This window comes from Mycobacterium yunnanensis (genome assembly GCF_025823185.1).
Lineage (GTDB): Bacteria > Actinomycetota > Actinomycetes > Mycobacteriales > Mycobacteriaceae > Mycobacterium > Mycobacterium yunnanensis.
The window spans coordinates 118,443-140,726 of sequence record NZ_JACKVK010000020.1 but is presented as its reverse complement, the minus strand read 5'-3'; the positions used below and the strand labels follow the sequence as shown (position 1 = coordinate 140,726).

The 22,284-nt window shown below is 69.4% G+C and carries 10 protein-coding genes and 1 pseudogene; 5 read left to right on the top strand and 6 right to left on the bottom strand.

What is annotated here, in order from left to right; all coding sequences use genetic code 11:
- The first annotated feature begins 1 nt into the window (after nt 1).
- Together H7K45_RS29530 and H7K45_RS29525 are read left to right on the top strand one after the other, a co-directional pair.
- Nucleotides 2-751, top strand: coding sequence for a succinate dehydrogenase/fumarate reductase iron-sulfur subunit (locus H7K45_RS29530; RefSeq protein WP_263999735.1), 750 nt, complete (start codon nt 2-4; stop codon nt 749-751).
- A 51-nt stretch (nt 752-802) separates the two neighbouring features.
- The gene (locus tag H7K45_RS29525) at nt 803-964 is read left to right on the top strand and encodes a hypothetical protein (RefSeq protein ID WP_263999734.1); all 162 of its coding nucleotides are present in this window, start codon (nt 803-805) and stop codon (nt 962-964) included.
- On the opposite strand, the gene H7K45_RS29520 is transcribed toward H7K45_RS29525, so the two are convergent.
- A complete protein-coding gene (locus tag H7K45_RS29520) occupies nt 965-1,450 on the bottom strand; it encodes a flavin reductase family protein (RefSeq protein WP_263999733.1) in 486 nt (161 codons plus the stop codon).
- Nucleotides 1,451-1,654: 204 nt separating this feature from the next.
- On the opposite strand from H7K45_RS29520, the gene H7K45_RS29515 reads away from it, so the two are divergent.
- On the top strand, nt 1,655-2,314 hold the full coding sequence (locus H7K45_RS29515; protein WP_263999732.1) for a GAP family protein: 660 nt from the start codon (nt 1,655-1,657) through the stop codon (nt 2,312-2,314).
- Between the two features lie 7 nt (nt 2,315-2,321).
- Here the strand turns inward: H7K45_RS29515 and pe are convergent, their stop codons facing one another.
- The 4 genes from pe to H7K45_RS29495 are packed head-to-tail and all read right to left on the bottom strand — an operon-like array spanning nt 2,322 to nt 9,734.
- Nucleotides 2,322-3,458 (bottom strand): acyltransferase PE, encoded by a 1,137-nt coding sequence (gene pe / locus H7K45_RS29510; RefSeq protein ID WP_263999731.1) that lies wholly within the window; start codon nt 3,456-3,458, stop codon nt 2,322-2,324.
- 38 nt (nt 3,459-3,496) lie between these two features.
- A complete protein-coding gene (locus tag H7K45_RS29505; RefSeq protein WP_263999730.1) occupies nt 3,497-5,230 on the bottom strand; it encodes an AMP-binding protein in 1,734 nt (577 codons plus the stop codon).
- A 57-nt stretch (nt 5,231-5,287) separates the two neighbouring features.
- Nucleotides 5,288-8,305, bottom strand: coding sequence for an MMPL/RND family transporter (locus H7K45_RS29500; protein WP_263999729.1), 3,018 nt, complete (start codon nt 8,303-8,305; stop codon nt 5,288-5,290).
- A gap of 7 nt (nt 8,306-8,312) precedes the next feature.
- Nucleotides 8,313-9,734 (bottom strand): condensation domain-containing protein, encoded by a 1,422-nt coding sequence (locus tag H7K45_RS29495; RefSeq protein ID WP_263999728.1) that lies wholly within the window; start codon nt 9,732-9,734, stop codon nt 8,313-8,315.
- A 275-nt stretch (nt 9,735-10,009) separates the two neighbouring features.
- On the opposite strand from H7K45_RS29495, the pseudogene H7K45_RS31760 reads away from it, so the two are divergent.
- Nucleotides 10,010-12,869 (top strand): annotated as a pseudogene (locus H7K45_RS31760) (type I polyketide synthase); the annotation flags it as partial.
- 122 nt (nt 12,870-12,991) lie between these two features.
- Complete coding sequence (locus tag H7K45_RS29490; protein WP_372512688.1) at nt 12,992-20,959, top strand: SDR family NAD(P)-dependent oxidoreductase; 7,968 nt, start codon at nt 12,992-12,994, stop codon at nt 20,957-20,959.
- Here H7K45_RS29490 and H7K45_RS29485 read toward each other — a convergent pair whose 3' ends face one another.
- Nucleotides 20,960-22,039, bottom strand: a complete 1,080-nt coding sequence (locus H7K45_RS29485) for an NAD(P)H-dependent amine dehydrogenase family protein (RefSeq protein ID WP_263999726.1) — start codon at nt 22,037-22,039, stop codon at nt 20,960-20,962.
- Nucleotides 22,040-22,284: the final 245 nt, after the last annotated feature.

Here is a 22,284-nt window from a genome sequence, read left to right as displayed (position 1 = left end):
CATGGCTGCCTATGAAGCGAGCATGCGCGTCTGGCGTGGCGACGACACCGGCGGGGAGCTCAAGGACTACACCGTCGAGGTCAACGAGGGCGAGGTGGTGCTCGACATCATCCACCGGCTGCAGGCCACCCAGGCCAACGACCTTGCGGTGCGGTGGAACTGCAAGGCAGGCAAGTGCGGCTCGTGTTCGGCCGAGGTCAACGGTCGGCCGCGGCTGATGTGCATGACGCGCATGTCGACCTTCGGCGAGGACGAGGTCGTCACGGTGACCCCGCTGCGCACGTTCCCCGTCATGCGCGACCTGGTAACCGACGTGTCCTTCAACTACGAGAAGGCGCGTCAGATCCCGTCGTTCACCCCGCCCAAGGACCTGCAGCCCGGTGAGTACCGGATGCAGCAGGAGGACGTGAACCGCAGCCAGGAGTTCCGCAAGTGCATCGAGTGCTTCCTGTGCCAGAACGTCTGCCACGTAGTGCGAGACCACGAGGAGAACAAGGAGAACTTCGCCGGTCCGCGCTATCACATGCGCATCGCCGAGCTCGACATGCACCCGCTGGACACCGTGGACCGCAAGGACATGGCGCAGGAGGAGTTCGGCCTCGGCTACTGCAACATCACCAAGTGCTGCACCGAGGTCTGCCCCGAACACATCAAGATCACCGACAACGCGCTGATTCCCATGAAGGAGCGCGTCGCCGATCGCAAGTACGACCCGATCGTGTGGCTCGGAAACAAGCTCTTCAAGCGCTAGCGGCAGCGGCGTAGGCTCGAGGCAGCCGATTCAACGACGAAGGGCGGCCGCATGAGCACCGGAGTAACGAAGAGCGTCAACGAGATTCGCACTGCGATCCGCGAACTGACGGCACGCGCCGATTTGGCGCTCAAGGAGGGCCGACCGGACGACGCCGTCGAGCTTCGACGCCGCGCCGAGGGTTACCGCGACGAACTGGGCGCGCGCCCGTAGCTATTCGCCGAGGCGGCGGAAGGCGCTGCGGTGGAAGACGATGGGCGCCACGTCGTCGTGCACGGTGATGTCGTGCACCCGCAGCACCACGATCGTGTGATCGCCAGCCAGCACCTCCTGCTCGATGGCGCTCTCCAACCACACGCTGGTGCCCTCGATGAACAGCGCACCGCGGTCGGACGTCGTCGTCTCCAGCCCGGCGAAGCGGTCACCGGTCTTGGCGGCCAGCGTCTTCGCCGCGGTGTCGTGCGCCTCTCCCAGCACACTGATGCCCAGGAACGGCAGGTCCTTGAGCTTCGGCCACGTCGTCGACGTGTTCTGCACGCAGAACGACACCAGGGGCGGGTCGAGTGACACCGGCACGAACGTGCTCGCCGCCAAACCGACGCGGACACCGTCGACCTCGGCGGCAATAGCGATGACGCCCGTCGGGAAGTGCCCGAACGCCTCGCGCAGGGACAGTGGACTCAGATCGGTACCGGTCATGGCATCTCCATCTCTACACCATCGATGGACTGCGGCCGCACGAACGTCACTGCGTCGATGATCGTCGCTTTCGGCCGCGCCCGCCAGACCAAGGATCAGGATGAACGGAAAGTTCGCGGGGCGGTAACGTGACGCCATGCTCGTGCCGCCGGACCAGACCGCCCGACCGGACGCCTAGGCCAGCTCGAGCGTCGACGCACCCCCATGTGGATCACACTCCTCGTGATGGCCGTCGCCATCGGCCTCGAGCCGTTCCGCATCGGCATGGCCGTCGTCATGCTCAACCGTCCCCGTCCGTTGCTGCAGCTGCTGGTGTTCCTGTGCGGCGGCTTCGTCATGGGCACGACCGTCGGGGTGATCGTGCTGTTCGTCCTGCGCCAGCGTCTGGTCGACTCCACGCACTTCACCCTGCCCAAGGTGCAACTGGCGATCGGAGCGCTGGCACTGCTCGCGGCGCTCTATCTGACCGTGCGGCCCGCGGCCACTAGGCCGCCGGGGCAGGGACACCCGACCTGGATGACGAGGCTGGGCACCTGGGTGACCCGCAGCGGCTCACCCTGGGTCTCGGCCGTGGCGGGCTTGGCGATCGCTCTGCCCTCGGTGGACTTCCTGGCCGTGCTGGCGGTCATCCTGGCCTCCGGCGCCGGCGCAGGCACACAGGTGGTGGCGCTGATGCTCTTCCAGGTCGTGGCGTTCATGCTCGTCGAGATACCCCTGGTCGCCTATCTCGTGGCACCGCGCTGGACCGTGGCCGCGATGACGAAGCTCAACGCGTGGGTGCGGTCGCGCCAACGGCGCGAGGTCGCGGCCACGCTGGGCGTGGTCGGAGCCGTCCTCGTCACCGTCGGACTGGTGAACGTGTAACGCGCCCTTAGGGTTTGCCCTGATGGTTGAGCACGTACTGCAGTCCGGCCAACAGCTGCGACGCCGGGTCGGACCCGCCACCGAAGGCCGCCTCCGTGGCCGGGGCGGTGACCGCGGCGGGGTCGTAGCCGTGCACCGGGTCGACGGTGACGGGGGCCGTCGCCGGGTCGTCGTTGCGGGAGTACCCCGCGTCCACGTCGGGCTGCAGCACCGCGTCCAGCTCGTTCAGGGTCTCCGTCGGCACCCCGAGGTACTTGAACGGCAACACCAGCGGCAGATGCTGTTCGGGGATCATGATCGTCGTGTTCTTGGCGCCGCGTGAGTTGACCGTCGTCACGATGTTCTTCGCGGGCACCATGCTGGGGTTGGTGAACGCCACCGCGGTGTGACCGGTCGCCAGACCGACGATCGCGTTGGCGACGCTCATCCAGTTGTCGGGGCGGTCGGGCCAGTCGGCGATGCTGTCGTACGCCGAGACGAATTGGTAGGTGTCGTACTGGCTGTCGACGCGCGGTTGGATGCGGTAGTCCAGCGACGGCACCACGCTGCCGACGGGGAACATCTGCGTCAGGAAGCTCTCGCCGAACGCGTGCTTGCCGACGGGGTCGCCATACATGGCGAAGCTGAGTTCGTTGGGCGGCGGGGCGGCGGGGTCGTAGGCCAGCTTGTTCTGCACGTCGTTGAGCACCATCGCGCCCTCGGACAGACCGATCGCGGTGCCGGGGCCACCCGCGCGGACCGCGTTGATCACGTTGGGCGTGCCGATGTCGACCGATTCGCCGACGCTGAATCCGTCGATGCCGAGACCGGGGAAGTCGTCGTCCAGGCGGCCGATGCCGGGGAACAGCCGCTCAAGCGTGTGTCCCTGGACCTGCCCGGCGGGGTAGTCGACGATCTGCCGGTTCAGCCCGGGGAACCAGTCGGCCCCGGTGCGCATGATGTATTCGTCGTACGGAATGCCCAGCACGTGGGCACCACCGAGGGCGTACGCGCGACCCGGTGTCCCCAGCGGCGGGGCGCCGGTGCCCGACGGGTCGGGCGGCGCGGGGAATCGCGGATCGTCGGCCGCCGCGCTACCGGCGCCGAAGCACCCCGTGACGCCGACGGTCAGCACCACGGTCACCGTGGCGGCGACTCTGCGCATTCGCACTCCCTCAATCGATGTCCGATTGGCCCTTGGCATCAAGCGTCCAACCGGGCGAACTGATCCTGCCGGTACTGCTCGGCGCAGGCGGCGCGCCGAATCTTGCCGCTCGTCGTGGTGGGGATCGACCCCGGCGCCACGAAGACGAGGTCGGCGGCGTTGAGGCCGTGCGCCTTCGAGATGGCGGCGGTGACCTCGCTCTTGACGCCGCCGAGCCATCGCGCGACGTCGCCGTCGGGTGCGCGCATCTTGAGTTCGATCACGGTGACCAGTTCCTCGGTGCCGCCGACGGGCACCGCCAGCGCGGCAACGCGGCCAGCGGTGATCTCCTGCACGGTGACCTCGATGTCCTCCGGGTAGTGGTTGCGCCCGCGGACGATGAGCAGATCCTTGATGCGGCCGACGACGAAGAGCTCGTCGCCGTGCACGAAGCCCAGGTCGCCGGTACGCAACCACGGGGCGTCCGGCGTGCCAGGGGAGGGGTCGACGAGCGCGGCGCCGAAGCCCAGTTGCTCCTGAGGCGGCTTGTTCCAGTACCCGTCGGCGACGTTCTCGCCGTGCACCCAGATCTCGCCGATCACGTCGGGCGGGCACTCCCGCTTGCTCTCACCGTCGACGATTCGCAGCACCGGTGACTGCGGCACCTGATACCTCACCAGCACGGTGCCCTTGCCCGCGGCGCAACGTTGGACGCGACCGGCACCCAGCTCGTCGACGTCGAAGTGGGACTCGGGTGCCGAGTCGCTCCACGTACCGCCTGCCACGAAGACCGTGGCCTCCGCCAGTCCGTAGGAGGGTCGCATCATGTCGTCGCGAAACCCGAAGTGCGCGAACCGGTCGACGAAGCGCCGCAGGGTGGCAGGCTCGACGCGCTCGGCACCGCTGATGATCCCTCGCACCTGATTCAGCGTGAGGCCGGCAAGGTCGGCGTCGGTGGTCTTGCGGGCCGCCATGTCGAAGGCAAAGTTGGGGGCCGACGACCAGGCGTGCGAACTCTCGGCCAGCGCGCGCACCCATCGGGACGGCTTCTCCAGGAACGCCACCGGGCTGGTCAGCTCGGCGCGGAAGCCCCCGAGGATCGGTGCGCAGATGCCGAGGACCAAGCCCATGTCGTGATAGAAGGGCAGCCACGACACGATCGTCATGTCCGTCGGCGCAGGCGCGTCGGCGAAGAAGATCCGCATCAGCTGTTCGAAGTTGGCCGTCAGGTTGCGGTGGGTCAGCACCACACCCGTTGGCTGCCGCGTCGAACCCGAGCTGTACTGCAGGTAGGCGGTGTTCGGCAGATCCGTCGGCAGCGCGGTCGGCGCATTCGCCGACGCCGTGGCGTCGATCTCGACGAGTTTGGGCGCCGTGCCAAGCCGTGACCGGTCGACGTAGTCACCGACGTCGGCGGCCACCTCGGACGTGGTCAGCACGACCGTCGGCGAGGTGTCCTCGAAGACGGTGCTGACGCGCTCGTGGGTCGAGCCGCGGTGCGGCAGCGGCAGCGGCACCGCGATCAGCCCGGCCTGCATCGACCCGAGGAATGCCGCGACGTAGTCCAGGCCCTGGGGCGCCAGGATCACCGCTCGATCTCCGACCGACGCGTGTTGCGCGATGTCACCGGCGACGCTGGTGGCCCGGCGGGACAGCTGGGACCACGTCAGGGTTTCGCGGATGCCCGACGGATCGCGGGCGTAGTCGGTGAAGGTCATCGCCACGTCGTCGGGGCGCATCGTGGCCCGCCCGTGGAGCATGGAGAGAATCGTCGATCTCGCAGTTGACGTCATGATGATTCCGTACTCATTCGTCGAATCCTCAGTGTCACACACATGTTCGGCACCCGCTCATCCCGCAACGGGGGCCGGCGGGCGTGTCGCCGACTCCCGTCCGCCCACCCTCGACGGCCACCAGTTGCCCCGTCCGACCAAGGTCGCGATGGCCGGTACCGTGATGGTTCGCACGACGAAGGTGTCCAGCAGAATGCCGACGCCGATCACGAAACCGCTCTGCACGACGATGCCGATGCTGGAGAACAGCAGACCCGCCATCGACGCGGCGAAGATCAGACCCGCCGCCGTGATCACGCCGCCCGTGGACCGCAGGGTGGCGATGATGCCGGCACGGATGCCCACCCTGGATTCCTCGCGCATCCGCGACACGAACAGCATGTTGTAGTCGGCGCCGACCGCGACCAGCACGACGAACGCCAACGGCGGCACGCTCCAGTGCAACTGCTGACCGAGGACGAACTGGAAGGCCAGCACACCGATGCCGATCGCGGCGAAGTAGGAGACCACCACCGAACCGACGAGGTAGAGCGGCGCGATGAGCGAACGCAACACCACCATCAGGGTCAGCAGCACCACGACGAGGGTCGCGGCGATGATGAACCGAATGTCCTGCTCGTAGTAGTCGCGGGTGTCTCGGAGTGCGACCGGAAATCCGCCCATGGAGATCGTCGCGTCGGCAAGCGCGGTGTTGGGCTGCGCCCCTCGGGCGACGCCACCGATCTGGTCGACCTGATCCATCGCCTCGGCGCTGAACGGGTTCAGCTTCGTCTGGATCAGGTACCGCACCGAGTGCCCGTCCGGTGAGATGTACGCCGCCGAGGCCTTCTTGAAGTCGGCAAGGCCGAGCACCTCGGGTGGGATGTTGAAGCCCGCCATCGACGGGTTGGCCGCGTCGGTACGCATCGACAGCAGGAATGCCGAGGCCTGGTCGAGCCCGTCGGCCATCACCTTGACCTGGTCGACGAGTTGGTCGACACCGCCGGCCACGTCGCGGCTGCCACCGGCCAGCCGGTTCGCGCCCTGCTGCAGTTGGGACAGGCTGCTCTGTGCACCGCCGGGACTGTCAAGGCCTGCGGCCTTGGCCGCCTTGGCGATGCTGGCCAGCGCGGTGTTGAGCTTGTTCACCGTCGCCGACAGCGTCTCCTTGTCGTCGGAGTTCGCCAGGTCCTTGGCGGCGGCGTTGACCTCGTCGAGGGCACCTGCGTCGCGGGCGGCGGCGAGGCGCTCGAACTGGTTGCGGGTGTCGGTGCAGGACGGGTCGGCGTCGCAGACCGGGTTGCCCTGCAGCGCCACCAGAACCGGACCGATCCAGGCGAACATGTCCCTGACGTTGGCGAAGTTGACGCCCATCGAGTTTCCGAGCCGGTTGACGGCCTTGACCAGCCGGGCGCTGGCCGCGACGTCGCGAACCAGTCTGTCGCCGCCGTCCTTGCTCTTCATCGACGCGAACGCGTCGAGCAGACTCTGGATGCTTGGCGCCATCCGGTTGATCTGAGACCGCACGTCACCGAGGTTGTCGGCGAGGGTGCTGGCGCCAGAGGCGAGCCGGTTGAGATCGCCTGCGCGCTTGCCGATCTGAGTCGAGCCGTCGGCCAGGCGATCGCCGACGATGCCCGCCTGGTAGGTGGCCCGGAACTGCGGTGGCACCTCACCGACCGGTCGCGTGATGCCGCTGACCAGTCCGACGTTCGGCAGCTGCGCCACCCGTGAGGCCATCTGCTCGAGGTCGGCAAGGGCTTGCGGCGAGCGCAGGTCGCGGGGCGACTGGACCAGGATGTACTCAGGTATCGCCTGGCTGATGGGGAAGTGCTTCTCCAGAGCGGCGTACCCGACGGAGCTGGCCGCCGAGGGCGAGACCACCTTGCGGTCGTCGTAGTTGAAGCTCGCGAACGTCGCGAGGCCGGCCAGGATGGCCAGCACCAGGAGGCTGGCCACCAGGTGCGGCACCGGTCTGCGCACGATCCGGATGCCGGACCTGCGCCAGAACCCGCTGGTCAGTTCGCGTCTCGGTCTGACCCAGCCGCGCGGACCGGCCAGGACGAGGATGGCGGGCAGCAGCGTCACACCCGCCAGATAGGCGACGCCGATCCCGATCGCCGAGGACACTCCGACGGTTCGGAAGACACCCATCTTGGCGAAACTCAGACACAGGAACGTCAGACCCACCGTGACCGCCGAGGCGGTGACCACCTTGCCGATGGACTGCATCGCCGCCGTCACTGCCCGGTGGGAGTCCTCCCCCGCCCGGACGTAGTCGTGATACCGGCTGATGAGGAACACCGCGTAGTCGGTGCCGGCCCCGGCCATGATGGCGCTGAGGAACACGATGGACTGGTTGGACACCCCGGAGCCCGTCAGCTCCGAGTACGCGGCGACCAACGCCTGGGCGATGACGAGGGAACCGCCGATGGTGATCAGCGGCAGCAGCATCGTCACGGCGCTGCGGTAGACCAGCAGGAGCACCAGCAGGACGAGGACCGCGATCGCGATCTCGATGGGCAGGCGGTCGGTCTGCCCCGCGACGGTGAGGTCGGCGACCGTGGCCGCCGGGCCGGTGATCTGCACGGTGAGCTGGCTGCCGGAGGTGCCACCGCTGGTGGGCACGTTCGCCTTGACGACGTCGCTGACGCGGGTGAACGACTCGAAGGCGCGCGGGGTGCCCAGCTCGCCTTGGAGGCTGACCGGAAGAACCCAGGTCGTCTTGTCCTCGCTGGTGAGGAAGGGTCGCAGCTGCGGCGTGCCGACGAAGTCCTGGACCGACACCACGTCCTTGACATCGTCGCGGATGGCGTCGACCAGCTTGCGGTAGGACGCCTCGTCGGCGGGCACCAGTCCGCTCTCGTTGACCAGGGCGACGACCATCAGGTTGTCCGAACCCGGTTCCTTGAAGGCCGCGGTCATCTTCTGCGCGGTGACGCTGGACGGAGCGTCGGCAGGCAGGATCTGCAGCGGATGCCGTTGCGCCATCTCGCCGAGCGACGGCACCGCCAGTGGAAGCGCGATCGCCAGGGCGAGCCACACCCCGATGACGGCGAGTGGCCATCGGACCACCAGACCGCTCAGCCGTCGCATGACGTCCTCATGCCACGCGTCCCCAGTGGCCGCTGTCGGCCACCCGGGTGGCGACCGAACTCATCGCCTCCATGTAGCGGATCGCCGACTTGGTCGCCACCGGGTTGTCGGGGTGCATGATCGCCATGACGGTGCCCTCCCCGTACCGGAAGATGTAGATGGTCAGCTGGTAGGAGAACCGGCCGTCGGGGTAGATCCCGATGTTGTTGGCCAGGCCCATTGCGCCCGCGGCCAGCACCGCGTTGAGTGGTGCGGCTCCGCCGTGCAGGAAGTTCGACACCGGGAAGTTCGGCTGCGGCCACTGCAGCCAGGGCGCCAGCTCGAGCACCCGGTAGTAGGGCACGCGCACCATGTCCAGGCTGGAGTCGAAGCAGGCCTGAGCGGCGGCGGCGGCCTCGGTGAACGACGTCGCGGCCACCGGGACGACGATGGGGATCAGCCCGGTGAACCAGCCCTGGGTCATGAAGTTGTCACCGGCAGTCCGCGAATCCCTCGGCGTCAGCCCGTAGTAGGTCAACGCGCCCGTGAATTCGTGTTCGACCAGGCCGAGGCACGCGAACAGCCCGCCGACGAAACGCGCACCGGCGGCCGAACACGCCGCTTCGAAGCGCTCGGTCTGCGCCGCGTCCATCAGGACGTGGGAGGTCATGTCGCTGGCGGTCGCCTTGTTCGGGTTGCCGAGGGGCAGCGGAAACTCCGGGAAGCCGTCGCCGTTGTTCTGCGCGAACTCGATCCAGGTACGGACGCCGGGTGAGTCGACGCTCAGCTCCGAGGTGTACTCCCGCTCACGGATGCAGAACTCGTCGAAACTTCCGGCATCGGGCAGCACCAGGGCGTCGCCCCCGGAGCTCAACGCCGAGTACATGCCGTTGGCCTCCATCATCGTGGTGCCGATCAGCGTTGCGTCGCCGTGGACGTGGTCCATGGCGGCGAAGAAGGTGAAGTGCTCGTCGTGTTGCACGATGCCGAACGTGAAACAGCCCCATTCCAGCGGGCTGGGGATGCCGACGGCGTGCTCGCGAATCTCGTCGGCCGTGAGGTGTCCCTGGTCGACCGGCACGAACTCGATGTCCGCGGGGTCCTCCAGCGCGTGGCGGACGAAGTCGCCGGCGTCGGTGCGCTCGAACCAGCTCCGGAACGTGTCGTGACGCCGTAGATAGGCGTTCACGGCGTGATCCATGGCGGCGAGGTCGCATCGGCCGGCCACCTCGCAGCTGGCGATGATCTGCCGAGAGAAGTTCAGGTCCGCATCCGTGCGATCGCAATAGTTGCGCAGGTGCTGACGCTGCATGTAGCTCACCGGGACGGGGCTCAGAGGGGCCTCGCGGGCCTTGTCGCGGGACGCGGGGGTGGGATGCCACGACGTGACGGTGCCATCGGTCAGCGACCACTCGTGAAGTGCGCCGATCGTGATGTCCCCGATGCGCACGTACGTCGTCCTCCCAGTTCACCCGGTTCAACGGGCCTGACACCTGGCCTCGCGGCGCCCAACATACCCTCGCCCCGGAGTAAACCCGTTTCCCGGTGACGAATCTGTGACGACGCGTGGTACATGCCATAGTGGGCGGCGACAGTGCTTCTCAGCAACTCCAGGGACAGTCGATCCCGGTATTGGCCGATGAGCAACTCGATCTGACCGCCGAGCAATTTACCTCGGCGTAGGTCACGATGGAAGGGCACGCCGTGGGAAGCGCAGACCATCCGATGGACCCGGCGCCGCGATTCGCGATCGTGGGTTACGCTGCCCGCTTTCCCGGTGCCGCGACCGCCGACGAGTTCTGGGACGTTCTGCGCGATGGCCGCGATGCGGTCTCCGACGTGCCAAAAGACCGGTGGAACGCCGACGACTTCTACGACCCGGAACCCGGAGCGGCCGGAAAGATCGTCAGCCGCCGCGCCGGCTTCGTCGACGACGTCACCGGTTTCGACGCCCCGTTCTTCGGGATGTCGGCCCGCGAAGTCCGGTTGATGGATCCTCAGCACCGCATCCTGCTCGAAACGGCGTGGCGCGCGATCGAACATTCCGGCACGGCACCTACAGATCTGGCAAACACCAATACCGGCGTCTTCGTCGGCCTGGCAACGCACGATTACCTCGGAATGGCCTCCGATGAGCTGACTTATCCCGAGATCGAGGCGTATCTGGCAATCGGCACCTCGAACGCGGCGGCGGCTGGCCGCATCAGCTACCGACTGGGCCTGCAGGGCCCCTCGGTGGCCGTCGACACGGCGTGCAGCTCCTCCCTGGTGGCGATCCACCAGGCGTGCCAGGCGCTGCGCCTCGGTGAGTGCGACCTCGCGCTGGCCGGCGGCGCCAACGTGCTCCTCACCCCCGCCACGATGATCACGTTCTCCAGCGCGCACATGCTGGCACCCGACGGCCGGTGCAAGACCTTCGACGCAGCGGCCGACGGTTACGTCCGCGGTGAGGGCTGCGGCGTCGTCGTCATCAAGCGGCTCGAGGACGCCCTCGCCGACGGCGACCACATCCGGGCCGTGATCCGTGGCAGCGCCGTCAACCAGGACGGCGCCTCTGGCGGCTTGACGGTGCCCAACGGCGTTGCGCAGCAACGCGTCATCGCCGATGCGCTGGCCAGGGCCGACGTCGCTCCGCGCGACGTCGGCTACCTCGAGGCGCACGGCACCGGCACCTCCCTCGGCGACCCGATCGAGGCCCAGGCCGCCGGTGCGGTCCTCGGTGCCGGCCGCGCCGCCGACCAACCGCTGTTGATCGGGTCGGCGAAGACCAACATCGGGCACTTGGAGGCCGCGGCGGGGATCGCCGGCGTCATCAAGGTCGTGCTGTCGCTCGAAAACGAGTGTCTGCCAAAGCATCTCAATTTCGAGAACCCCTCGCCGCACATTCCGTGGGAACGCCTGCCTGTCGAGGTCGTCCGGGAGACCACCCCGTGGACGCGTGGGGACCGGCCCCGCATCGCCGGTGTCAGCTCGTTCGGATTCGCCGGCACCAACGCCCACGTCGTGCTGGAGGAGGCGCCGGCCGCGTCCGCCGCCCCTTCCGTCGAGCCGGACACGGACCGAGACCGCGTACACGTGCTTCCGCTCTCGGCGCGCACGCCTGCCGCGCTGTCGCAGCTCGCCGACCGCTATCGCCGCTGGCTCGTCGACCATCCAGACGCCACCCTGGCCGACGTCTGCCTCACGGCGGGCACCGCACGGGCGCACCTGGAACACCGGGCCGCCCTGGTCGTCGACTCCCGCGAGGCCGCCGTGGACCTGCTGGGGGCGCTGGCCGAGGACCGCCCCGCCCCCGGCCTGGTGCGCGGCGAATCCCACGACGTACCGAAGACGGCGTGGCTGTTCACCGGTCAGGGCAGTCAGTACCCCGGCATGGCCAGGGATCTCTACGCCACCCAACCGGTGTTCGCCCGGGCGCTGGATCGGTGTGCCGCGGTGCTCGACGAGCTGCTCGACAGGCCGCTGCTGGAGATCGTCTCCGACGACGTGATCGGCCAGACCGCCTACGCCCAACCGGCGCTGTTCGCACTCGAGATGAGCCTGGTCGCGCTCTGGCAGTCGTGGGGCCTGCAACCCGACGTCGTGCTCGGCCACAGCGTCGGCCAGTACGCCGCGGCATGCGTCGCAGGCGTGGTGTCGCTCGAGGACGGTCTGCGCCTGATGGCCGAACGCGGGCGGCTGTTCGGCAGCCTGCCCGCCGGTGGCCGGATGGTCGCCGTGTTCGCCTCGGCCGAGCGGGCCGAAGGCCTGACCGACGACTACCCCACCCTGTCGGTCGCGGCCTACAACGGCGCCAACACCGTGCTGTCGGGCCCCGCAGGCGACCTCGAGCGCGCCGTGTCCACGCTGACCGCCGACGGGGTGCGCTGCGACTGGCTCGACACCAGCCACGCGTTTCACTCCGCCCTGCTGGACCCCATCCTCGACGAGTTCGAGGCCTTCGCCGACACCGTCGAATACTCAGTGCCGCAACGTGTTCTGGTCGACAACCGCACCGGTGACGCGCTCGGATGGAGCACCCGCGTCGACGGCTCGCACTGGCGTCGCCACGCACGCCAACCCGTCGAGTTCGCCAAGAGCGTGCAGACCCTCGCCGCGCTGAACTGCGCGGTGCTGCTGGAGATCGGCCCACAGCCGGTGCTGACCGCCACCGCACTGCGCGCCTGGCCCGAGTCGTCGACGCCCCCGAGGCCCATCGCGTCGCTGCGCAAGACCGTCGCCGATCGCCGGCAGATCGCCGAGGCCGTCGCCGACGCCTACGTCGCGGGCCACGTCCCCGACTTCGCGGCGCTGCAGCAGACACCGGGCCGCAAGCTCGACCTGCCCACCTATCCCTTCGAGCACCGGCAGTACTGGTTCCGCGACGAGCGCGAACGCCCCGAGGACCGGCCCGCGGCCACCGGCCCGCGCACCGACGCCGTTCGCCTCCTCGAGGACGGTCTGGTCGAAGAACTGGCCGGTCGACTCGGCGCAGCCGGTGACGACCCCGGCGTCATCCGGGCGTTGACCGAGCTTGCAGCGCAACACAACCGCCAGCGCGCGGCGCATTCCACGTCGGAGGATCGCTACGAGATCCGTTGGCACGCGTCCCCCACTCCCCTCGGCCACGGCGCCGACGACGACGTCACCTGGCTGCTGGTCGGCGCCTCCGAGGTGGCCGTGCAGCCACTGGTCGACGCCCTCACCGGGCGGGGCGCCCGGCACCGGATGGTCGGGCTGCCCTCGACCGATGCGGAGGAAGCCACGCTCGCCGAGGCGCTGCGCGACGCGGCCGCCGAGGGTCCGCTGCGCATCGTGCACGTCGCGGCGCTCGACACCGAATTCGCGTCGGCCGCGGCGTCGACGCGGTCGCTGCTCCGGATGCAACACCGCGTGTTGAGCGGTACGCGTCGTCTGTTCGCCGCGGCCACCAAAGCCGATGTGCACGTGCCGATCTGGATCGTCACCCGTGGCGCGCAACGCGTCGCCGAAGCCGACGTGGTGGCACCGGAACAGGCTGCGCTGTGGGGTTTCGGGCGGGCCGCCGCACTCGAAGTGCCGCAGCTGTGCGGTGGGCTCGCCGACCTGTCGGCCGACCCCGCTGCCGACGAGTGGTCCCGGCTGCTCGACCGCATCACCTCGTCGCACGACACCGCCGCGCGCGACGACCAGCTGGCCGTGCGTTCGGCGACCGTGTACCTGCCACGGCTGGTCCGGCGCAGCGAACAGCCGAGCGGCCGGCCACTCGAACTGCGCGGCGACGCCACCTATCTGATCACCGGCGGCCTCGGCGCGATCGGCTTGGAGATCGCCGGCCACCTGGCCGCGAACGGCGCCGGCCAGCTCGTGCTGACCAGCCGGCGCGCCCCCGACGACGACGCCCAGCGCCGCGTCGACGCGATCACCGCCCAGCACGGCTGCGCGATCCGGGTCGTCGCCGCCGACGTCTCCGACGCGCACGACGTCGCACGCCTGCTCGGCGCCCTGCACGCCGACCTGCCGCCGCTGGCCGGCATCGTGCACGCCGCCGGTGAGATCGGCACGACGCCGCTGAGCAACCTCGACGACGGCGAAGTCGACCGCGTGTTCGCCGGAAAGGTTTGGGGGGCATGGCACCTGGCCGAGTCCGTGGCCGACCTGAACCTCGACTTCTTCGTCAGCACCTCCTCGATCGCGTCGGTGTGGGGCGGCTTTGGGCAGACCGCCTACGCCGCGGCCAACTCCTTCCTCGACGGCCTGGCCGCCCGCCTGCGCGCCCAGGGCGTGCCGGCGACCAGCGTCGGATTCGGCCCCTGGTCGGCGGGCATGGCCGACGAGCAGTCGCGTGAGCGCCTCGAACGCCGTGGCGTCCGGACGCTCACGCCCGCCGACGCACTGGCGGGCCTGGTCGACGTCGTGGACGCCGCCTCGACCGGTGGCCCCGCGCACGGCGTCGTCGCGCGCGTCGACTGGGCGCGCTTCCTGCCGCTCTACCAGCAGGCGGGCCGGCGGGCGTTCCTGTCCGAACTGGAACGCGAGCTCCCCGCCGAGCAGACCGCACCGTCGCAGACGACGGGCAGCGGAAGGACACCGCTGGTCGAACGGCTGGTGAACGCGCCCGTCCAGCAGCGCAGGAGGATCGTCACCGACTATCTGCGCGACGCGGTCGCCGAGATCACGATGGTCGACGCCGGGGAGATCCGCGAGGACGCCGGTTTCTTCGACCTCGGCATGGATTCGCTGATGGCCGTGGAGATGCGGCGGCGCATCGAGGCGGGCGTCGGGGTCGAGATTCCGGTCACCGTGGTCATGGACCACCCCCGCTTGTCCGACGTCGCCGACTACCTGCTTGGCGACGTGCTCGGCCTCGGCGAGACAATCGAGCCCGCACCCGCCGCCCCGGCTACGACCACCCGCGCGGACGAGCCGATCGCCATCGTGGCGGTGTCGTGCCGCTTCCCGGGCGCCCCGAACCCCGAGGCCTTCTGGGACGTGCTCTCCGGCGGCGTCGACGCCATCCGGGAGGTCCCCGAGGATCGCTTCGACATCGACGAATTCTTCGATCCGGACCCCGACACCGCAGGCAAGACCTACACGCGGTTCGGCGGATTCCTCGACGGCATCGACGAATTCGATCCCGAGTTCTTCGGCATCTCGCCGCGGGAGGCCATGTGGATCGAGCCACAGCAGCGGTTGGTGCTGGAGACCGCGTGGGAAGGCCTCGAGCGGGCCGGATATTCGCCAACCACGTTGCGTGGCAGCCGAACCGGCGTCTTCATGGGCGTCGCCGCCAACGAGTACGCTCACCTGCTGTCGACCGGATCCGTCGACGGCATCGAACCGCACTTCATCACCGGCAACGCGCTGAACGCCATCTCGGGCCGGGTCGCGTTCGCGCTCGGACTCGAGGGGCCCGCCGTGGCGGTCGACACGGCCTGCAGTTCGGCCCTGGTGGCGGTCCACCAGGCCGCCCAGGCGCTGCGCTTCGGCGATTGCGATCTGGCCCTGGCCGGCGGGGTGAACGTCCTGCTGAGCCCGGTCACCATGATCGCCGCGTCCCGCGCACGGATGCTGTCGCCGGTCGGGCGATGCAAGACCTTCGACGCCTCGGCCGACGGATACGTGCGCAGCGAAGGGTGTGGCGTCCTGGTGCTCAAGCGCCTCAGCGACGCCGAGCGTGACGGCGACCGGATTGCCGCCGTCATCGCGGGCAGCGCGGTGAACCAAGACGGCGCCTCGAGCGGGCTGACCGTCCCCAACGGCGGTGCTCAGCAACGCCTCATCGCCACCGTGCTCGGCAGGGCCGGCCTCAGCGGCGGCGACGTCGACTATCTCGAGGCGCACGGCACCGGCACACCGCTGGGAGATCCCATCGAAGTGCAAGCCGCCGCGGCCGCGTTCGCCGGCTCACGCGCCGCCGATCGACCGCTGCTGATGGGATCGGTGAAGACCAACATCGGTCACACCGAATCTGCCTCGGGCGCAGCAGGTTTGATCAAGGTCGTCTTGTCGCTGCAGCACGAGGTGCTGCCGCAGAGCCTGCACTTCGACACGCCGTCGCCCCACATTCCGTGGGACGCGCTGCCGGTCCGCGTCGTCGGGGAGGCGACCCCATGGCACGCCAACGGCAGGCCGCGCCGCGCCGGGGTCAGCTCCTTCGGTTTCACCGGAACCAACGCGCACGTCCTCGTCGAGGAGCCACCGGTGCGACCCGAACCGCCCGGTCGACCCCCGTCGACCTCGCCCGTCGGCGTCCTGGCACTGTCGGCGAAGTCACCGGACGCGCTGGCGGCGCTGGCGAGGCGGTACGACACCTGGTTGAGCGTGCACCCCGAGGTCGACCTCGCCGCGCTGTGTACGACCGCAGGCACCGGCCGCGCCCACTTCGAACATCGCGCCGCGCTGGTGGTGGACTCCGTCGCCACCGCCCGCGACGGCCTGGCCGAGCTGGCCGAGAACCGTCTGCGGCCGGGGGTGGTCCGCGGGGAGCACGTGCACCGTCCCACCACGGCGTGGCTGTTCGCCGGGCAAGGCAGCCAGTACCCCGGGATGGCACGCGAATTGTTCGCCACCGAGCCGGTGTTTGCCGAGACCGTTCAGCAGTGCGCCGACGCGGTCGCCGACATCGTGTCGCGCCCGTTGCTCGAGGTGATGTTCGCCAGCGACGCCGAGACGGGCGGCAAGGCATCGGAGGCGTTGCGGCACACGTCGTTCGCCCAGCCCGCGCTCTTCGCCGTCGAGATGGGTCTGGCGCGGTTGTGGCAATCGTGGGGCGTGGAGCCCGACGTGGTGCTCGGCCACAGCGTCGGCCAGTACGCGGCCGCCTGCGTGGCGGGGGTGTTCAGCCTCGCCGACGGCGCCCGGCTGATTGCCGAGCGCGGCAGGCTGTTCGGCAGCCTGCCCGACGGCGGGCGGATGGTGGCGGTCTTCGCCGATGCCGCGCTCGTCGAGCAGGTCGCCGCCGATTTCCCCCGGGTGTCGATCGGGGCCTACAACGGTCCCAACACCGTGCTCTCGGGGCCCGGCGAGGACCTGGAGACGGCGGTCGAGCGGTTCGAGGAGGAAGGCATCCGCTGCACCTGGCTGCAGACCAGCCACGCGTTCCACTCCGAGCTGCTCGACCCGGTGCTCGACGAGTTCGAATCCTTTGCCGCACAGGTGGCGTACTCGGCTCCCACGCTGCCGCTGGTGTGCAACCGCACCGGTGCCGTGCTCGCACCGCACACTCCGCTGGACGCCTCGTACTGGCGGCGCCACTCGCGCCAGCCGGTGCAGTTCGCCGAGAGCGTGCGCACGGTGGCGGCGCTGGGATGCTCGGTGCTCACCGAGATCGGACCACAGCCGGTGTTGACCAGTGCCGCAGTCCAGGTCTGGCCCGAACACCTCGCGGCACCGCGGGCGGTCCTGTCGATGCGCAAGGGCGTCGACGACCGTCGCCAGATCGCCGACGCCCTGGCGGCCGCCTACGTCGGCGGCCACCGACCCGACTTCGCGGCGTTCCACCGCGCGAGCACCCCGCCGCTGGAACTGCCGACCTACCCGTTCCAGCGTCGCCGGTTCTGGCCCAAGTCCTCGGGCCTGACCGCCGCCGAGGGTGGCGGTGCGGCAGTGTCCGGAATCCTGGGCAGCGCCAAGGATCTCGCGTCCGGCGACTCGGTCTACACCAGCAGGCTGTCGGTCAAGTCCCAACCGTGGCTCTCCGACCACGTCATCTACGGCACGGTCGTGGTGCCCGGTGCGACCTACGCCGCGATGGCACTCGCCGCGGTCGGCACGCCCGCGCGGGCAAGGGACGTGTTCTTCTACGAGCCGATCATCCTGCCCGAGAAGGCCTCTCGCGAGGTACAGCTGACACTGCACCCGCTCGACCAGGCCGGCGAGTCACGCTTTCAGGTCCACAGCCGCCCGTACGGCGAGAAGGGCGCCGAGTGGGCGCTCAACGCCGAGGGCATCGTGGTGACCGGCAGCGTGGTCACCGGCACCGACGACGACGCGGTCTCCGACGGGCAGCCCGTCGACGAGGCCGTCGAGCGCCTGGAGCGCATGCGCCCGCAGGACCTCTTCGAGACCTTCGCCGACCTCGAGCTGGCGTGGGGACCCAACTGGTCGGGTTCGCTGAAGTCGCTGTGGCTCGGCAAGGGTGAGGCAATCGGCGACATCCTCGTCGGCGAGGAACTCGCCGAACACCTCGGCGCCGAGCCGATGCACCCCGTCCTGATGGATCTGTGCACCGGCGTGGCGTTTCCCGCCTTCCCGGCCCTGCTCGCCGCCGAGCAGGGCGTCAGCGACCTGTACCTTCCGCTGCGGTACGGGCAGGTCGACCTCCAGGAGAAGATGCCGCGACGGTTCTACTGCCGCGCGCGATGGCACGACAGTGGACTCGACAGCGAGACCCAGGTGTTCGACCTCGACTTCCTCGACCGAGATGGCCGGCGGTTGGGCGGCATTCGCGAGTTCACCGTCAAGCGCGCGCCCCGTGAGGCGTTGCTCCGCGGGCTCGGCGGCGACGCGACCCGGCTGCTGTACACCCTCGGCTGGCACGAGGTGCCGCCCGCCGGGGACGGCGGCGCGGGCGTCGGCACCGCGAACGGCACCTGGCTGGTCGCCGGGTTCGACGAACTCGCCGCGCAAGTGCCTGGCTGCATCCCGATGAGCAGGGACGCCGACACCGAACTCCTCGGCACGGTGCTGGCCGACGCCCACCAGCGCGGCGTCGGGTTCACCGGCGTCGTGTGGCGCAGCGCCGCACCCACCGGTCCCGAGACGGGTGACCACGTCGCAGCCCGCGTCGACGACGAGATCGCCCACTTGCTCTCCGCCGTGCACACCGTGCAGGGCGGTGAGGTCAAGCTGCCCGGCGGGCTGTGGATCGTCACCGAGCGGGCCGTCGCGACCGAGTCCGGCGAGCCGGTCGACCCGGTGCAGGCCGCCCTGTGGGGTTTCGGCCGCACCGCAATCAACGAAGAGCCGATGCTGCGCTGCCGGCTAGTCGACTACGACGGCTCGGCCGACGGCGTCGGGGCACTCGTCGACCTGCTGGCCACGCCGGTCGACGAGCCGGAACTGGCGCTGCGCCAAGGCAAGCTGCTTGCCTCGCGCCTGTTGCCGTGGGCGCGCAGCGGTCACCTCGTGGTTCCCCGGTCCGGTGACTACGTGCTAGCGCCCACCGAACGCGGGGCGATCGACAACCTGCGGCTGACCGAGACCGACGTGCCGCCGCCGGACGACGACTACGTGCAGGTTCGGGTAGAGGCCGCGGGGCTCAACTTCCGTGACGTGCTCAACGTGCTCGGCCTCTACCCCGGCGATCCCGGTCCCATTGGTGGCGACTTCGCCGGTGTGGTCACCCAATTGGGCGGTGGCGCGACCGGTCTGGAGGTGGGGCAGCGCGTCTACGGCTCCATGCAGGGCGCGTTCGCCACGCGGTTCAACGTGCCCGCGGCGTTCCTGGCGCCCATTCCGGACGGGATCAGCGCCGTGCAGGCCACCACCATTCCCGCTGCGGCGCTGACGGTTCGGCTGTCCTTCGACTGGGCCCGGCTGAAGCCGGGCGACAAGGTGCTCATCCACGCCGCCAGTGGCGGGGTCGGCCTGGCCGCGGTTCAGATGGCGCAGCAGTGCGGTGCCACCGTGTTCGCCACGGCCAGCACCTTCAAGCGCGACACCCTCCGCAGGTTGGGGGTGAAGTACGTCTACGACTCGCGCTCGACGGATTTCGCCGACCAGATCCTCGCCGACACCGATGGTGCCGGCGTGGACGTGGTGCTCAACAGCCTGACCGGCGAGGGATTCATCGAGGCGACGCTGCGGGCAACCGCCGCCAACGGGCGGTTCGCCGAGATCGCCAAGCGCGACATCTGGACACCTGAGCAGATGTCGCAGGCCCGTCCCGACGTCGACTACGAGATCGTGGCGCTGGACACCGTGATGTTCACCGAACCCGAGCGCATCCGCGCCCTGCTGACCGAGGTGTCCGATGGCTTGGCAGGGGGCAGTTGGACACCGCTGCCCGCCGAGATCTATCCACTCACCGAGGCAAGGGCGGCGTTCCGCCGGATGCAGCAGGCGCGCCACATCGGCAAGATCGTGGTGCAGATGCCGAATCCGCTAGTGCCCCGGTCGGATCGGAGTTATTTGATCACCGGTGGACTGGGCGCGATCGGTCTGCACACGGCGGCGTATCTGGCCCACCTCGGTGCCGGTGAGCTCGTGTTGACCAGTCGGCGTGCACCCGGGGCCGACGCCCTGCGGGCGATCGAGGACATCGAGGAACGGCACAGGTGCCGCGTCCACGTGGTGACCGCCGACGTCGGCGAGGAGTCCGAGGTCGCCCGGGTGCTGGACCACATCCGCGCCGAACTGTCGCCGCTTGCGGGCGTGGTGCACTTGGCCGGCGTGCTCGACGACGCCCTGCTGTCGCAGCAGAGCGTCGACCGGTTCCGGACCACGTTGGCGCCCAAGGCGTTCGGAGCCGGCCATCTGGACCGGATGACCATGGGCGACGACTTGGACTTCTTCATCGTGTCGTCGTCGGTGTCGGCGCTGTTCGGCTCGCCGGGGCAGTCCAACTACGCGACGGCCAACGCGCTGCTCGACGGGGTGGTGGCGCGGCGGCGGTCCAGCGGCCTTCCGGCCACCGGGGTCAACTTCGGCCCGTGGGCCCAAGGCGGCATGGCGTCATCGGAGGCGGCGGCGGCCAACATCGGCGCCCAGGGACTGATCCCGCTGGAGCCCTCGGCGGCCCTGAGCGCGCTGGCCGAGGTCGTCGCCAACGGCACCGGTCAGGCCACCGTGATCAAGGCCAACTGGCAGCGCGCGGCCAAGGTGCTGGGCAGTTCACGGCCGCCGATCCTGGATCTGGTGCTGCCCAGTGCGACCGGCGAGGTGACCGGTGACAGCGAGATGCTCAAGCAACTGCAGGAGATCCCGGTGTCCCAGCGTGCCGGGTTCGTCACCGAGTTCCTCCAGCGCGAGGTGCAGAACTTCCTGCGCCTCGCGGGTCCGCCGGCGGCGACCAGTCGCTTCCTGGATCTCGGCACCGACTCCCTGATGGCGATCGAACTCCGCAACCGGCTGCACAGCCAGTTCGGCGGCGCGTTCACCATCAACGCCACCGCGGTGTTCGACTATCCGACCATCGGCGGCCTCGCCGAGTACCTGGTGGGTCAGTTGCCGGACGCCGAGGCCTCAGAGGTCTCGGAGGTCGCAGAGGTCTAGTCAGGCCCAGCGGGTGGCCTCGACCTCGGCGGCCAGCGGCGGATGCAGCGGCACGTCGAGGCCGTCGTAGAGGCCGGGCTTCTGGGTGGCGAGCCATTCGATCGCGCCGAGGAGTCGGTTGGCGGCGGTGGTGTTGCCCCCGTCGGCGCGGGTCCCGCCGGGCACGTCGGCACGGCTGACGATGGTCAGCTGAGGATCGCCGTCGACGAACACGCGGTGCTCGCCGACGCCCTCGTCGGGTTGGGGCCAGTCCGGCGCACACGCCGGGTCGATGCGGGTGACGTGGTCGACGACGATTCGGTCGAGACCGCCGGACCACCCGATGATCTTCAGCCGGAACGCGCCCTGGGTGCCCTTCTCGAAGCGACCCATGACGTTCTCGACCGACTCCTCGAGCGGTCGACGTTCCACCACCTCGGTGATGTCGTCGATCTCCAGGCCCAGGCCGCGGCCGATCAGTCGGATGTTGCCGCCCCACACCATCGTCGGGATCGACGGCAGCAGCATCATGGGCGTCTCGTCCATGGCGCCACCGAAACCGCAGCTGACCCGGACGGCATGGGGCTGGTCGTAGGTGGAGTAGTCGAAGATCTCTTGGCAGTGGATCGTCCTGATGCGGGTGCACAGCCCGGCGGCCATGACGGCGAGCGCGTCGTTGGCCCAGCCGGGGTCGACGCCGCTGACCAGAAGCGTGGCGTTGCCACGCTCGGCGGCGGCGGTCAGTCGGTCGACCCAGTCCCGTGGCGCGGAACGCGGGTCGTAGAGGGAGTAGAGCGACGGCGTGACGACGTGTGCGCCGGCCAGCAGGCAGCGCTCGATGTCGGCCACGGCGTCGTCGGGGCGGATGTCACCGGAGGCCATGTAGGCGACCGCGTCGCAGTCGGCGAGCGCGGCGTCGACGTCGGTGGTGGCGTGCACGCCGGTGTCGTCGGGCAGGCCGGCGAACGAGGCGGCGTCGCGCCCGGCCTTGGCGGCGGCGGAGGTGATCACCCCGGCCAGCTCCAAACCGGGAAACGCCAGCGTCGAACGGATCGCCGTCGAGCCCATGTTTCCCGTTCCCCAGACCACCACACGCCTCATGCGCCTCACCCTAACGGGCGTGCTGGGGGCCCTCGTGGCAGACATCACATTGGGTCGTATGCCCAGGTCAGGGTGCCTGAAGACGTGCGAAGCCAGGCCCAATCAACCGTCGGGTTGGTTAGCCAGCGAAAATTTGCTCGACACTGCTTTGCGAACAAGTTACCTGCCGGTATAGTTGGCGGCAGTTACTGGTGGGTAACTTAGCCCGAGTACCCAACCGCAGACGGCATCTCATCGAGGAGAAT

What these genes read in the sequence shown, in the direction of transcription:
- H7K45_RS29530 (WP_263999735.1), top strand. Translation starts at nt 2, where the DNA reads ATGGCTGCCTATGAAGCGAGCATGCGCGTCTGGCGTGGCGACGACACC.
- H7K45_RS29525 (WP_263999734.1), top strand. Translation starts at nt 803, where the DNA reads ATGAGCACCGGAGTAACGAAGAGCGTCAACGAGATTCGCACTGCGATC.
- H7K45_RS29520 (WP_263999733.1), bottom strand. Translation starts at nt 1,450, where the DNA reads ATGACCGGTACCGATCTGAGTCCACTGTCCCTGCGCGAGGCGTTCGGG.
- H7K45_RS29515 (WP_263999732.1), top strand. Translation starts at nt 1,655, where the DNA reads ATGTGGATCACACTCCTCGTGATGGCCGTCGCCATCGGCCTCGAGCCG.
- pe (WP_263999731.1), bottom strand. Translation starts at nt 3,458, where the DNA reads ATGCGCAGAGTCGCCGCCACGGTGACCGTGGTGCTGACCGTCGGCGTC.
- H7K45_RS29505 (WP_263999730.1), bottom strand. Translation starts at nt 5,230, where the DNA reads ATGACGTCAACTGCGAGATCGACGATTCTCTCCATGCTCCACGGGCGG.
- H7K45_RS29500 (WP_263999729.1), bottom strand. Translation starts at nt 8,305, where the DNA reads ATGCGACGGCTGAGCGGTCTGGTGGTCCGATGGCCACTCGCCGTCATC.
- H7K45_RS29490 (WP_372512688.1), top strand. Translation starts at nt 12,992, where the DNA reads ATGGTCGGGCTGCCCTCGACCGATGCGGAGGAAGCCACGCTCGCCGAG.
- H7K45_RS29485 (WP_263999726.1), bottom strand. Translation starts at nt 22,039, where the DNA reads ATGAGGCGTGTGGTGGTCTGGGGAACGGGAAACATGGGCTCGACGGCG.